At 65.9% G+C, this 13,428-nt stretch carries 14 protein-coding genes; 7 read left to right on the top strand and 7 right to left on the bottom strand.

Annotated elements, in window-relative coordinates; all coding sequences use genetic code 11:
* The first annotated feature begins 70 nt into the window (after positions 1–70).
* Positions 71–556, top strand: coding sequence for a hypothetical protein (locus N4R40_RS02070; protein ID WP_261605708.1), 486 nt, complete (start codon positions 71–73; stop codon positions 554–556).
* Between the two features lie 30 nt (positions 557–586).
* The gene (locus N4R40_RS02065) at positions 587–1,504 is read left to right on the top strand and encodes a 5'-3' exonuclease (RefSeq protein WP_261605707.1); all 918 of its coding nucleotides are present in this window, start codon (positions 587–589) and stop codon (positions 1,502–1,504) included.
* 340 nt (positions 1,505–1,844) lie between these two features.
* Here N4R40_RS02065 and N4R40_RS02060 read toward each other — a convergent pair whose 3' ends face one another.
* The 3 genes from N4R40_RS02060 to trpD all read right to left on the bottom strand — a co-directional run bounded on the left by N4R40_RS02060 (position 1,845) and on the right by trpD (position 4,544).
* A complete protein-coding gene (locus N4R40_RS02060) occupies positions 1,845–2,837 on the bottom strand; it encodes a PHP domain-containing protein (RefSeq protein ID WP_261605706.1) in 993 nt (330 codons plus the stop codon).
* Positions 2,838–2,888: 51 nt separating this feature from the next.
* A complete protein-coding gene (locus tag N4R40_RS02055) occupies positions 2,889–3,380 on the bottom strand; it encodes an aromatic ring-opening dioxygenase LigA (RefSeq protein WP_261605705.1) in 492 nt (163 codons plus the stop codon).
* A gap of 102 nt (positions 3,381–3,482) precedes the next feature.
* Positions 3,483–4,544: an anthranilate phosphoribosyltransferase gene (gene trpD, locus N4R40_RS02050; protein WP_261605704.1), complete on the bottom strand. Its 1,062-nt coding sequence runs from the start codon at positions 4,542–4,544 to the stop codon at positions 3,483–3,485.
* Positions 4,545–4,695: 151 nt separating this feature from the next.
* Here trpD and ctaE point away from each other — a divergent pair, with 151 nt between their 5' ends.
* From ctaE to N4R40_RS02025, 5 genes are all read left to right on the top strand, one after another.
* Positions 4,696–5,331: an aa3-type cytochrome oxidase subunit III gene (gene ctaE, locus N4R40_RS02045; protein WP_456085673.1), complete on the top strand. Its 636-nt coding sequence runs from the start codon at positions 4,696–4,698 to the stop codon at positions 5,329–5,331.
* A gap of 20 nt (positions 5,332–5,351) precedes the next feature.
* On the top strand, positions 5,352–6,152 hold the full coding sequence (qcrC, locus tag N4R40_RS02040; RefSeq protein WP_261605703.1) for a cytochrome bc1 complex diheme cytochrome c subunit: 801 nt from the start codon (positions 5,352–5,354) through the stop codon (positions 6,150–6,152).
* 39 nt (positions 6,153–6,191) lie between these two features.
* Entirely contained in the window at positions 6,192–7,271 is a 1,080-nt protein-coding gene (qcrA, locus tag N4R40_RS02035) for a cytochrome bc1 complex Rieske iron-sulfur subunit (protein ID WP_261605702.1), read from the top strand.
* The gene (gene qcrB, locus N4R40_RS02030) at positions 7,268–8,968 is read left to right on the top strand and encodes a cytochrome bc1 complex cytochrome b subunit (protein ID WP_261605701.1); all 1,701 of its coding nucleotides are present in this window, start codon (positions 7,268–7,270) and stop codon (positions 8,966–8,968) included. The genes qcrA and qcrB overlap by 4 nt, the downstream gene beginning before the upstream one ends.
* 83 nt (positions 8,969–9,051) lie before the next feature.
* On the top strand, positions 9,052–9,465 hold the full coding sequence (locus N4R40_RS02025; protein ID WP_261605700.1) for a rhodanese-like domain-containing protein: 414 nt from the start codon (positions 9,052–9,054) through the stop codon (positions 9,463–9,465).
* Between the two features lie 4 nt (positions 9,466–9,469).
* Here the strand turns inward: N4R40_RS02025 and N4R40_RS02020 are convergent, their stop codons facing one another.
* The 4 genes from N4R40_RS02020 to ctaC are packed head-to-tail and all read right to left on the bottom strand — an operon-like array spanning position 9,470 to position 13,411.
* Entirely contained in the window at positions 9,470–10,267 is a 798-nt protein-coding gene (locus tag N4R40_RS02020; protein ID WP_261605699.1) for a PP2C family protein-serine/threonine phosphatase, read from the bottom strand.
* A gap of 49 nt (positions 10,268–10,316) precedes the next feature.
* Positions 10,317–10,751, bottom strand: coding sequence for a cytochrome c oxidase subunit 4 (gene ctaF, locus N4R40_RS02015; RefSeq protein ID WP_261605698.1), 435 nt, complete (start codon positions 10,749–10,751; stop codon positions 10,317–10,319).
* Positions 10,752–12,515, bottom strand: coding sequence for an aa3-type cytochrome oxidase subunit I (ctaD, locus tag N4R40_RS02010; protein ID WP_261605697.1), 1,764 nt, complete (start codon positions 12,513–12,515; stop codon positions 10,752–10,754). It abuts the gene before it with no gap.
* The gene (ctaC, locus tag N4R40_RS02005; RefSeq protein ID WP_261605696.1) at positions 12,515–13,411 is read right to left on the bottom strand and encodes an aa3-type cytochrome oxidase subunit II; all 897 of its coding nucleotides are present in this window, start codon (positions 13,409–13,411) and stop codon (positions 12,515–12,517) included. Before ctaC ends, ctaD begins: the two co-directional genes overlap by 1 nt.
* Positions 13,412–13,428: the final 17 nt, after the last annotated feature.

Raw genomic sequence — 13,428 nt, 5'->3', positions numbered from 1 at the left:
CGCCGCTCCGGCTCCGCCCGGACCGGACTGCGTGGTCGATCCGCGGGACCCGCGGTGCTATTCGATCGTCGTGCTGCGCCCGACCCTGGCCGACGTCGCATCCTTCGCACCGGCGGCATCGATCCTCGCCGATGAGCCGGACGGCGTGGGCATCGTCGGGATGCCGATGAACTTCGTCGTCGCGGCGACGTCGCACACGGCGACCGGCACCTTGTTCGATCTGCCGGTGACCGTGCGGTTCGTGCCCGCATCCTTCGTGTTCGTCCACGGCGACGGCACCTCGCGCACATCGGCGACCGGCGGCCGCAGTTGGGCCGCGCTCGGCCAGGCGCAGTTCAGCGCGACCGCGACCAGTCATGCCTACGGCGCGCGCGGCACGTACGGCGCGTCCGCGATCGTCCAGTACTCCGCGACCGTCGACTTCGGCAGTGGGGACGTGGCGGTGCCAGGCCTGCTCGAGGTGCGTACTCCCTCCGCGGCGATCGAGATCGTCGAGGTGCGCACCGCGCTCGTCGATTTGACGTGCCTCGAGAACCCCCGTGGCCCCGGCTGCTGAAGAGTCGGTGGCGCGTGGCAGGATGTGCACGTGGCCGACCGACTGATGCTGCTCGACACTGCGAGTCTCTACTTCCGCGCGTTCTACGGCGTGCCCGACACGGTGCGCTCCCCCGACGGTCGGCCCGTGAACGCGGCACGTGGCCTCCTCGACATGATCGCCAAGCTCGTCACGACGTACGAGCCGACGCACCTCATCGCCTGCTGGGACGACGACTGGCGACCGCAATGGCGGGTTGACCTCATCCCCAGCTACAAAACGCATCGCGTCGCCGCCGAAGTGGAGGTGGGTCCCGACGTCGAAGTGGTGCCGGATCCGCTCGAAGTCCAGATTCCGGTGATCCGCGAAGAGCTCGGAGTCCTCGGCATCCCGATCGTCGGAATCGCCGCGCACGAAGCCGACGACGTCATCGGCAGCCTCGCGACGCAGGCGACGATGGCGGTCGATGTCGTCACCGGCGATCGCGATCTGTTTCAGCTCGTCGACGACGCGCGCGGCGTGCGCGTCATCTATACCGGGCGCGGCATGAGCAACCTCGAGGTCCTGGACGAAGCCGCCGTCGTCACGAAGTACCGCGTGTTCCCCGGTCAGTACGCCGACTTCGCGGTTCTTCGCGGCGACGCGTCCGACGGACTCCCGGGGGTCGCCGGCATCGGCGAGAAGACCGCAGCGACGCTTCTCGCCGCGCACGGCGACCTGGCCGGCATCCGCGCCGCCGCCGAGCGGGGCGAGGGGATGACGGCCGGCATCCGCGCCAAACTGCAGGCGTCCGCCGACTACCTCGACGTGGCACCGACAGTCGTCGAAGTTGTCCGAACCCTGGACCTGCCGGACGCCGATGGCCGCCTCCGCGCCGCGGATTCCGCGGAAGTGGCGATCCTCAGCGCCGCGTGGAACCTTGGCTCCTCGCTCGACCGCGCCGTCGCGGCGATCGCTGCGCGCGTCTAAGCCTCCGCACCCGACCTGATCCCCACCCGCATCCCCCAAGGTTTCGGGCCCCCTGTCGCCGCCCCGCGAGCCCCAGAGTGACCACACCAGACCCCAAATTCTCGACGCCAGCATATTTGGGTCCCATGTGGCCGCCCTAGAGGGCTCAGGCGACGACACGAGACCCGAAACCAGCGCCCAGGGTTTTCCCGGTAGGCACTCCGCCCGCCGTGCGGCGACCACCCCACACCCCGGACCCCGGCCCCGGCCCCGAGGATTTGGGTCCTCTGTGGCCGCCCCGCGGGCGACGCAGCGACCACACCAGACCCAAAATGTGGAACGAGATGGGTTCGCCATGCCCTCAGCGCGGCCGCGCGGCCCATTCCCGCAGCCGATCCAGCGACCACGTCGTCACCACACGTTCGGGAGGGATGCCGGCCGCTTCCGCGCGTGCCGCGCCCTCGGCGAGGAGGGCGAGCTGTCCTGGCGCATGCGCGTCGGAGGCGATCGAGAAGAGGCAGCCCGCGTCGAGCGCCACGGCGATCAGCTCGTCGGGTGGGTCTTCGCGTTCCGGACGGGAGTTGATCTCGACCGCGACACCGCGCTCTGCGCACGCCGCGAAGACCGCGGCCGCGTCGAACTCCGACTCGGGGCGCAGCCCGCGTGATCCGGCGATCAAGCGCCCGGTGACGTGTCCCAGGACATCAGTGCGTGGGTCACGCACCGCAGCGATGAGGCGACGGGTCATGGCCCTCTTCTCCATGCGGAGCTTCGAATGCGCCGATGCCACGACGATGTCGAGTGCGCCGAGGAGCTCCGGATCCTGGTCGAGGTCGCCATCGTCGAGGATGTCGACCTCGATGCCGCTGAGCAGCGTGAACCCCCGACTGCTGAACCCTGCGACGACGCCCATCTGCTCGCGCAGGCGCTCTGCCGACAGTCCGTGCGCGACGCGCAACCGCGGGGAATGATCGGTGAGCGCGAGATACTCATGACCGAGCGCGCGCGCCGCATCGACCATGAGGTCGATCGATGTCAGCCCGTCCGACCAGTCCGAGTGCGCGTGCAGGTCACCGCGGAGCAGTGACCGCAGCGCCGACGTGGGCGGTCCGTGTAGCGCACGTAACTCGGCGAGGTAGTCGGGAATGGCTCCCTCGCGCGCCTGGACGATGACGCGCACCGTGGACTCGCCGAGCCCGGGGCGCCGACGCAGGCTCGCGACGTCATCGAGTTGCGCTGCGGACAGCCCGGCGATCGCCGCCGATGCCGCGCGGAACGCCTTCGACTTATAGCGCGAGGCGCGCTCGCGCTCGAGGAGCGAAGCGATCTCGTCCAGCGCGTCTGCGGGTTCCATGGCGGGTACGCGAAACGGGCCCGCACCGAAGCGCGAGCCCGTTCCGTCTGATCAGGAGGGGGTGACCGTCGACCGTCGGACGACGACCGGCACCGACGCCAGCCGGTTGAGTGCCAACCCGAACAAGATCGACAGGATGCCGACTCCCATCGCGAAGGCGGCGACACCGAACGAGACGACCGACGTGAACAGCGATGCGCGGAGGAATGACGCGTTCATCATCGTGGCGCGCACCGGATCGTCCTGTGCGAGCTCGGCATACGTCTTGCCACCCGACGCACCGAGCGCGTGGTGCTGGATGATGTCGGCTTGGACGTACGCGGTCAAGGGACCGGCGACCGTCTGGCCTTGGAACGCCATCGCGTCATCGGGGATCGTGATGTTCTCGGCTCGCAGCTGCGACGAGACGATCACCCAGACCACGATCCCGACGACGATCAGTGCGATGCCACCGAGAATGCCGAGGATACCGGCAAGCTTGACGATGCCGACCTTCTTCTGGGGCGGCTCGACGGTGTCTGCCGTCACAACCTGTTCTGACATGGCGGTTCCTCTCTCAGGGGCCGTGATGTGTGTACTCACCGTAGCGCCGACGAGGCCACGCTCACCAGACTTATCGCCGGAGAAAGGCCACGAGGGGGCCGCTCACGCCGAGGCGGTCGCGGTCGCCTCGACCCACGCCGCCAGCTTTGCGGCGGAAGCGCCGGAGTCGATCGCCTCGGCGGCACGGGCGACAGCGTCGCTCAGCCGCTCCACGATCGGGCGCTGCACCTGCGTCGCGTCACGGAACAGGTCGTACGCGACGATGCCGGCGGCGGTGTTGAGAAGCACGATGTCGCGCACCGGACCCGTCTCCCCCGCCAACACGCGGTGCACGACGGCGGCATTGTGCTCCGCGTCGCCGCCGAGCAGGTCGTCGATCTGCGCAAGCGGGATCCCCAGGTCGCGCGGGTCGAGATCGTGCTCATGGATGTCACCACGACTGATTTCCCACACGCGGCTGTGGCCGGTCGTGGTGAGCTCATCGAGGCCGTCGTCGCCCCGGAACACGAGCGCCGTGGCACCGCGTGTTTGGAAGACGCCCGTAATCAAGGGGACACGGTCCAGATTCGCGACACCGACGGCATTCGCTTCGGCGCGGGCCGGGTTGCACAGGGGCCCGAGGAAGTTGAAGACCGTCGGCACGCCGAGTTCGGAGCGGGTGGGGCCGGCGTGCCGAAAGCCGGGGTGGAAAGCCGAGGCGAATGCGAACGTGATGCCGACCTCGGCGAGCACCGCCGCGACGCGCTCGGGCGACAGTGTCAGATCGATACCGAGCGCCCGGAGGACATCAGAGGACCCCGACGCCGAACTCGCCGCCTTGTTGCCGTGCTTGACGACCGGAATACCGGCGGAGGCGGCGACGATCGCCGACATCGTCGAGATGTTCACCGTGCCGAACCGGTCGCCGCCCGTACCGACGATGTCGAGCACCTCGGCGGGAACGGGCAGGGGAACCGCTGCTTCCAGGATCGCGTCGCGGAATCCGACGATCTCATCGACCGTCTCACCCTTCGCCCGCAGGGCGACGAGGAATCCCGCCAGTTGCGATGGGGTCGCCTGGCCTGCCATCACGTGGCGCATGGCCCACGTCGATTCAGAGACGGTCAGGTCACGCCGATCCAGAACTGCTGTGAGAATCTCGGGCCACGAGTAGAGCTCCGCCATGGTGACCGATCCTATCGGCACTCTGACGGCGAACTCACGGCCGGTTCAAAGAGCTTCCTCATCCCTCCGAAAGTCGGATGCCGGGACGATTCGTTCCAAAACCACCTTCAGTGATGCGAAAACCTTGCCCCACATCAGCCATAATGGACAGGTGACGAGCACTTCAGCGACATACCCCCAAGCCTTGCGCTCCGTGAAGCGACCGGACCCGGTCGCGGTCGGAACGATCGTGTGGCTCGGCAGTGAAGTCATGTTCTTCGCCGGCCTCTTCGCGATCTACTTCACACTGCGCAACGCCTCGCCCGAGCTCTGGGCAGAGCGCACCGGCGAACTCAACGTGCCGTTCGCGGCCACGAACACGGTGATCCTGATCCTGTCCTCGTTCACTGCCCAGGCTGGCGTGTTCGCCGCCGAGCGCTTCCAGCCGTACCGGAAGGGTTCACTGTGGCAGTTCCGCCAGTGGGGCATGGTCGAGTGGTTCTTCCTGTCCTTCGTGATGGGTGCGATCTTCGTCTCCGGCCAGGTGTGGGAGTACGCCACCCTGGTCGCCGAGGGCGTGTCGATCAGCTCTGATTCGTATGCGTCGGCGTTCTATATCACGACCGGATTCCACGCCCTGCACGTCACCGGTGGACTCATCGCGTTCCTCCTCGTCATCGGCCGTGCCTATGCGGTCAAGAACTTCGGTCGTAAGGAAATGACGTCCTCGATCGTCGTCTCCTACTACTGGCACTTCGTCGATGTCGTCTGGATCGTCCTGTTCGTCGTCATCTACTTCATCAAGTGAGAGCGGAGCTGAACACTTCCATGGCATCGAAGACCCCTCGCCGTCAGTCCGGCCGCCGCAGCAAGTGGGCCGCGGCCGCCCTGATCGGCATCGGCCTGCTCGTCACGGGTGGCATCTACGCCGGCGCCTCCGCCGCGATGGCGGCGACCGAACCCACGACCGTCGCGTCGTCACTCACCGCCGACGACGGCAAGAAGCTTTTCCAGGCGAACTGCGCCACGTGTCACGGCCTCGACATGGAGGGCACGGCCGACGGCCCGTCCCTCTACGGCGTCGGCGAGCTCGCCGTCGAATTCCAGGTGTCGACCGGCCGCATGCCGTTGCAGGCACAGGGACCGCAGGCCCCGCAGAAGCCGACGCAGTTCACCGAGGAGCAGACCCTCGCGATGGCGGCGTGGGTGCAGTCCGTGGCTCCCGGCCCCACCTTCCCCGACGAGCAGATCCTCGACGGCGAGGGTGACGTCGCCAACGGCGCCGAGCTCTTCCGCATCAACTGTGCGATGTGTCACAACGTGGCCGCCGCCGGCGGCGCGCTCACGGAGGGCAAGTACGCACCTGCCCTGACGTCGACGAGCGCTCTGCACATGTACGCCGCGATGGCGACCGGCCCGCAGAACATGCCGGTGTTCAATGACATGACACTCACGACCGAGGAGAAGCGCGACATCATCTCGTCGCTCATCTTCCTTCAGGAGAACGAGTCGGCCGGCGGGTTCTCGCTCGGTTCACTCGGCCCCGTGTCTGAGGGTCTGTTCATCTGGATCTTCGGCATCGGTTCCCTCATCGGCCTCACCGTGTGGATCACGGCGAAGTCCAACTGATCACGAACTTCACTGACGAGAAATAACGCGAGGAGCACCATGGCACACGAGGAAGACGCGCTCGAGCACGAGAGGGCTTCGTGGAAGCCCTCCGCCGGGCTCGCTGTCGCGGTTCCCGACCCCGTGCAGAACCCGGGGCTCCCCCCGCACCGGGCGCGCGTGACCGACCAGGACCCTGCCGCTATGAAGCGCGCTGTCCGCACGGTCTACACGTTGTTCTACCTCTCGCTGGCGGGCAGCATCTGGGCGGTCGCCGCCTACATGCTCTTCCCCATCGAGAGCGGCCGGATCATCGACATCCGCCACAACAACCTCTTCATCGGTCTCGGCATCGGCCTCGCCTTGCTGGCCCTCGGTATCGGTGCGATCCACTGGTCCAAGGCCGTCATGAGCGACAAGGAGTTCATCGAACCCCGCCACGCGACCCGCGGCCGCGACACGACGCGTGACGGTGCCGTCGAGGCGCTGCGCGCAGCCAACGACGAATCCGGTTTCGGACGCCGCACCGCGATCCGCGGATCGCTGATCGCCGCGCTGGCCGCGTCGATCCTGCCGGGCATCACTCTGTTCCGCGGCCTCGCCCCGGAGAACAGCCCCAGCAACCCGATCGCTGGCGACCCCGTCGCTCTCCTCAGCCACACGATGTGGAAGGAAGGGATGCGCCTTGCGCACGACCCGAGTGGTGAGCCGATTCGTGCCGCCGACCTGACCCTCGGCTCCGCTGTGCACGTCATCCCCGCACCTCTCGCCGAGCTCAGCCACCACGACGGCTATCTCGAAGAGAAGGCGAAAGCGATCGTTCTTCTCATGCGTCTGCTCCCCGAGCAGTTGCCCGCCGACCAGAACAAGCTCGAGTGGTCCTACGACGGCATCGTCGCGTACTCGAAGGTCTGCACCCACGTCGGCTGCCCGGTCGCCCTGTACGAGCAGCAGACCCACCACCTCCTCTGCCCGTGTCACCAGTCGCAGTTCGACGTGTCGCGTTCGGCCGCGGTGATCTTCGGCCCGGCGGCGCGTGCGTTGCCTCAGCTGCCGATCACGGTCGATGACGAGGGCTACCTCGTCGCACAGAGCGATTTCCAAGAACCCGTCGGCCCGAGCTTCTGGGAGCGCCATTGAGCACCGCTACTGTCACTGAGACAGACACCGAGAAGAACCCGAACGAAAAGCCGCTCGGCGGCCGGTTCGTTGCGGGTGCGGCGAACTACATCGACGAGCGCACGAGCATCTCGGGCCTGGTCAAGGAACTCGGCCGGAAGATCTTCCCCGACCACTGGTCGTTCATGCTCGGCGAGATCGCGCTGTGGAGCTTCGTGGCAGTGCTGCTGTCCGGCACCTTCCTGACGTTCTTCTTCCAGGCATCCATGGTCGAGACGCATTACTACGGCGCCTTCCTGCCGTTGCGTGGCGTGGAGATGTCGGCGGCGCTCGATTCGTCGCTGCGCATCTCGTTCGACATCCGCGGCGGATTGCTCGTCCGTCAGATCCACCACTGGGCCGCGCTGGTCTTCGTCGCCGGTATCGGCGTGCACATGCTGCGCGTTTTCTTCACCGGCGCGTTCCGCAAGCCCCGTGAACTGAACTGGGTGATCGGCTTCATCCTCTTCATCCTCGCGATGGCCGAGGGTTTCACCGGTTACTCGCTCCCCGACGACCTGCTCTCCGGTAACGGCCTGCGCATCATCGACGGCATGGTCAAGGGCATCCCGCTGGTGGGCACCTGGATCTCGTTCCTGTTGTTCGGTGGAGAGTTCCCCGGCACCGAGATCGTGGGACGTCTCTACACGCTGCATATCCTGTTGCTGCCGGCGATTCTGGTGGCGCTCCTCGCCGTGCACCTCATGCTCATGATCGTCAACAAGCACACGCAGTTCGCCGGCCCCGGCCGCACGAACAGCAATGTCGTGGGCTATCCGATGATGCCCGTCTACATGTCGAAGATGGGTGGCTTCTTCTTCATCACCTTCGGCGTGATCGTGCTGATCGCCTCGATGTTCACGATCAACCCGATCTGGAACTACGGTCCGTACGACCCCTCCCCGGTGTCGGCAGGAACGCAGCCTGACTGGTACATCGGCTTCGCGGACGGCGCTCTGCGACTCGTGCCGCCGCACCTCGAGTCGGTGTTCTGGGGTCACACCTGGTCGTGGAACATCCTGCTGCCGCTCGGCATCATCGGGATCTTCATCGTCCTCGTCCTGATCTACCCGTTCATCGAAGCGTGGGTCACCGGCGACAAGCGTGAACACCACATCGCCCAGCGCCCGCGGAACGCCGCGACGCGTACCGCGATCGGTGCTGCGGGTGTCACCTTCTACGCCGTCCTCTGGGCTGCCGCCTCCTCCGACATCATCGCGACCCACTTCTGGCTCACGATGGAGGGTGTCATCCACACCCTCCAGGCCCTGCTGATCGTCGGCCCGGTTCTCGCGTACTTCGTGACGAAGCGGATCTGCCTCGCGCTGCAGAAGAAGGATCGTGAGATCGCTCTGCACGGTTACGAATCCGGTCGCATCGTGCGTCTGCCCGGTGGCGAGTACATCGAGGTCCATCAGCCGGTCGATGACTACGAGCTCGTCAAGCTCGTTGACTTCGAGACCCACGAGCCGCTCGTCGTGCGCCCGAACGATCAGGGACGTATCCCCTGGCACGAGAACATGCGCGCCTCGATCTCGCGGTGGTTCTTCGAAGACCGCCTCGCGCCGGTCACGCAGGCCGACATCGACGAAGCCCGTGCACATCAGCACCACGCCCTCGAGCAGGCGGATCACGCCGAGCTCGAAGAAGGAGACGGATCGGATCACAAGGGCCACTGACCTTCGAGATCTGGCCGGAAAGCGGCGAGGCGTGACCGTCCCGGTCACCCTCGCCGCTTTCTGCATCCCGTAGCTTCGGAGTCATGACCGACTCCCTGACCTACTTTTCGACGAAGCTCGCCCACGAGACCGATCCGTCCGACGTCTATGCCACCCAGAAGGCGGGCGAACACGTGGTCGTGATCGACGTGCGCAGCACGGATGCCTGGAACCAGGGACACGTGGTCGGTGCGATCCACATGCCCTATCGCGACATCGCCCATCGCGCACCCCTGGAACTCGACGCGACAGTGCCCGTCGTCGTCTATTGCTGGAGTCCGGGGTGCAACGCGGGCGCCAAGGGCGCCGTCGAGTTCGCGAAGCTCGGCTTCACCGTGCGGGAGATGATCGGCGGCTACGAATACTGGCTCCGCGAGGGCCTGCCCTGCACCGGCGTGGACGGAGACCTTCCACGGGTGTTCGATCCGCGGGTCATGTTCGTGCGACCCGGGGTCTGAGCGCTCAGCCCGCGAGATCTCCGAAGCGCTCCATGAATCGGATCGCGGCCGCGCCGCCGAAGTCGGGGAGCTCATCCTCGTCGCGCTCCCCCGGCACGATGTCCCCCACAACGGCGGTCACGTTGTCGCGGGAGCCGGCGTCGAGTGCCGCTGCGACCAACAGGTCTGCAGCCTCCTGCGCGGCCCCCACGGACCGCAGGACCGCCGCGATGATGTCGTCCGGCAGATAGTCGCTGATACCGTCACTGCAGAGCAGCCACCGGTCACCGCGCATCGCCATCCGGTCGGTGACGCGCACGACGTCACCGTCGTCACCGCGGAGCGATGCCGTGATGATGTTGCGCCGCGGGTGGCGCATCGCGTCTTCTTCGCGCACGACCCCCTGGTCGACCAGCCCTTGAACGAACGAATCATCGCGCGTCTGACGGATCAGATGGCCATCCCGAAGAAGATACGCGCGCGAATCTCCGGTGTGCGCCAACAGCAGGGCGCCGTCGCGGGCGAACCAGATACCGGTGAAGGTCGTCGCCATCCCGGTCAGCGCCGGGTCGCGGCGGACATGTGCACCCAGGTCCCAGTTGGCTCCGCGGATACGGCGTTTCAGCCCCTCCACGTCATCGACCCGCGCTCCGCCCGAGACCAACCGGTGCAGGAGCGCCGCCGAGGCGAGATCGCCCGCAGGTCCCCCGCCGACCCCGTCGGCGACACCGGCTCCCCAGGGCGCGACGAATGCCGCATCCTGGTTGATGTCGCGATAGCCGCCGACATCACTGGCCAGGCCCGTGTCGAGGTGCAGTGTCATTGTCAGCAGAGCCGACGGACGGGCGAAGCGTCAGCTCCGCCCTCTCCGCTCAGCGCGCGAAGTACCCGCGGTAATACTCGTAGACCCAACCGACGATCGCGATGATGAACACCGCGAACCCGATCGGCAGGAGGAACGTCCCCACGGCGAGTCCGAGGATGGCCAGCGCTGCCGAGAACGCCAGAACGAGCGGCCACCACGACCACGGGCTGAATTCGCCCATCTCGGGATCGGCGTCGTCGATGTCGGCCGTCAGGGTGTCTTCCGGCAGCTCGCCGCCCTGCGCGTGGTGCACGCGGTTGACGTAGAACGCGATCAGCGCCGCCATGAACACGGTGAACAGCAGCACGACCGTGCCGACCCACTCGATCGCGTTGTACCACGCGCGGTCGGAGTGCTCGATGATGTTCCAGCCGGTGTACAGCGCGAAGCAGAAGAAGAAGAACGCGGCCAGGATCCACCAGAGGTTGGTGTTGGTCTTCACTTACTTGACCTCTCCATCAGCCAGATCTACGACGGGGGCGTCGGGTGCGTCCTTTGCCGGGCCCACGCCGACCGGCGTGGCCGCTTCGGGGTGGTTCAGGTCGAAGGCGGGACGCTCACTACGAATGCGCGGGATCGACGTGAAGTTGTGACGCGGCGGCGGGCAGCTCGTCGCCCACTCGAGCGATCCGCCGTAGCCCCACGGGTCGTTGACCGTGACGAGGGGCGCGGTGCGCGCCGTGATCCAGACGTTCAGGAAGAACGGGAGCATCGAGGCACCGAGGATCATCGCGCCGATCGTGGACACCTGGTTCTGCCACGTCCACCCGTCTGCGGCGGAATAGTCGGCGTAGCGACGCACCATACCGTCCACGCCCAGCCAGTGCTGGATCAGGAAGGTCATGTGGAAGCCGATGAACAGCAGCCAGAAGTGCACCATTCCGAGTCGCTCGTTCAGCATGCGGCCGGTCCACTTGGGCCACCAGAAGTAGAAGCCGGCGAACATCGCGAACACGACCGTGCCGAAGACGACGTAGTGGAAGTGCGCGACGACGAAGTACGAATCGGACAACGCGAAGTCGAGCGGCGGCGAGGCCAGGATGACACCCGTGAGACCACCGAAGACGAAGGAGACCAGGAAGCCGAGCGAGAACACCATGGGTGTCTCGAACGTGACGGACCCTCGCCACATCGTGCCGATCCAGTTGAAGATCTTCACACCGGTCGGGACCGCGATGAGCATGGTCATCAGGGCGAAGAACGGCAGGAGCACAGCTCCCGTGACATACATGTGGTGCGCCCAGACCGACACAGACAGCGCGGCGATCGCGATGGTCGCGTACACCAATGTCTTGTATCCGAAGATCGGCTTGCGGCTGAAGACCGGCAGGATCTCGGAGACGATGCCGAAGAACGGCAACGCGATGATGTAGACCTCGGGGTGACCGAAGAACCAGAACAGGTGCTGCCAGAGCAGAACTCCGCCGTTGGCGGGATCGAAGATGTGCGCACCGAGAACGCGGTCTGCGGCGGCGGAGAGAATCGCGGCGGCCAGCACGGGGAACGCCATCAGGATGAGGATGCTGGTGACCAGCGTGTTCCAGGAGAAGATCGGCAGTCGCCACATCGTCATACCGGGCGCGCGCATCGTGATGATCGTCGTGATGAAGTTGACGGCACCGAGGATCGTTCCGAAACCACTCATACCGAGACCGAGCATCCACAGGTTGCCACCGGCACCGGGCGAGAAGCTCGCATTGGCGAGCGGTTGATACGCGAACCAGCCGAACGACGCCGCGCCCTGCGGCGTCAGGAAGCCGGCGACCGCGATCAACGAACCGAAGATGAACAGCCACAGTGCGAAGGCGTTCAGACGCGGGAACGCGACGTCGGGCGCGCCGATCTGCAACGGCAGAATCGCATTGGCGAAGCCGGCGAACAGGGGCGTCGCGAACATGAGCAACATGATCGTGCCGTGCATCGTGAACAGCTGGTTGTACTGATCCTTCGTGGGGAGGATCTGCATGCCCGGCTCGAACAGCTCGGCACGGATGATGAGCGCCATCACGCCACCGAGGAGGAAGAACAGCACCGAGGCGATCAGGTACATGTACCCGATGGTCTTGTGGTCAGTGGAGGTGATCCACTTGACGATGATGTTGCCCTTCTGCTCCACGCGAGACGAGCTCAGGAGAGCTGCCTGACGCGGCGGGAGGGTGGACGTGCGGCGGGGAGCCTCGCCCTGGAGGGGAACCGTCGTCGCCATCAGTTGTCTCCCTCGGAGTGTGCACCGGTACCGGGCAGGTTCTGCAGTCGGTCGTACGCGTCGTTGATGCCACCGGTCTGGCCGGCATCGCGCAGGCTGTCGAGGTAGGCGTCGTACTCGGCCTGTTCGACGACCTTGACCTTGAAGAGCATCATCGAGTGGTACTGGCCACACAGTTCGGCGCACTTGCCGTCGTACTCCCCGACACGGGTCGGCGTGAAGGACCAGTAGTTGTCCTTGCCGATGTACATGTCCTTCTTGTACAGGAAGTCGATGATCCAGAAGGAGTGGATCACGTCACGCGACGTGAGCTTGATCTTCACTTCCTTGTCGACCGGGAGGTAGAGCGTGGGCAGTTCGCTGATGATGTTGCCCTGCGCATCGGTCTGCGCCTGAACACCCATCGACCAGACCGCGGCCTCGTCTTCTTCACAGTCAGCCTCGTTGTACTGGAAATCCCAGGCCCACTGCTTGCCGATCGCGGTGATGCACGCGTCCGGGTCTTCGTACTGTGTCTCGAGAATCGCCTGGTCACGAGCGGTGAACGCGAAGAAACCGATGACGAGGATGAGCGGCACGATCGTGTAGAAGATCTCGATCGGCATGTTGTAGCGCATCTGCACCGGCAGGCCGCTCTGGCCCTTGCGGCGACGGTAGGCCACAGCCGCGAAGCCCATCAGCGCCCACGTGATCACCCCGACGATGAGGAGGACGATCCACGAGTTCACCCACAGCCCAGACACCATCTCGGTGTGGTTGGTTGCGGGCTTCGCGTCAGCATCCTCGAAACCGGGAAGGTAGCCGTTCAGCTCGGTCGGAGTGCAGGCAGCCAGAGCGACTGCGGTGGCAATCCCCATCGGGACGACAGCCCAGCGGAGGCGACGTTTGACGCGCACGGTTCACCTTTCGGGGT

Source organism: Microbacterium memoriense (assembly GCF_025398275.1).
GTDB classification, from domain to species: domain Bacteria; phylum Actinomycetota; class Actinomycetes; order Actinomycetales; family Microbacteriaceae; genus Microbacterium; species Microbacterium memoriense.
The sequence above is the reverse complement of the archived record's forward strand: the minus strand, read 5'-3'. Positions and strand labels throughout refer to the sequence as shown.

Coding starts and splice junctions, on each gene's coding strand:
- N4R40_RS02060 (WP_261605706.1), bottom strand. CDS start 2,837: ATGGAACCCGCAGACGCGCTGGACGAGATCGCTTCGCTCCTCGAGCGC.
- N4R40_RS02055 (WP_261605705.1), bottom strand. CDS start 3,380: ATGTCAGAACAGGTTGTGACGGCAGACACCGTCGAGCCGCCCCAGAAG.
- trpD (WP_261605704.1), bottom strand. CDS start 4,544: ATGGCGGAGCTCTACTCGTGGCCCGAGATTCTCACAGCAGTTCTGGAT.
- qcrC (WP_261605703.1), top strand. CDS start 5,352: ATGGCATCGAAGACCCCTCGCCGTCAGTCCGGCCGCCGCAGCAAGTGG.
- qcrA (WP_261605702.1), top strand. CDS start 6,192: ATGGCACACGAGGAAGACGCGCTCGAGCACGAGAGGGCTTCGTGGAAG.
- N4R40_RS02025 (WP_261605700.1), top strand. CDS start 9,052: ATGACCGACTCCCTGACCTACTTTTCGACGAAGCTCGCCCACGAGACC.
- N4R40_RS02020 (WP_261605699.1), bottom strand. CDS start 10,267: ATGACACTGCACCTCGACACGGGCCTGGCCAGTGATGTCGGCGGCTAT.
- ctaD (WP_261605697.1), bottom strand. CDS start 12,515: ATGGCGACGACGGTTCCCCTCCAGGGCGAGGCTCCCCGCCGCACGTCC.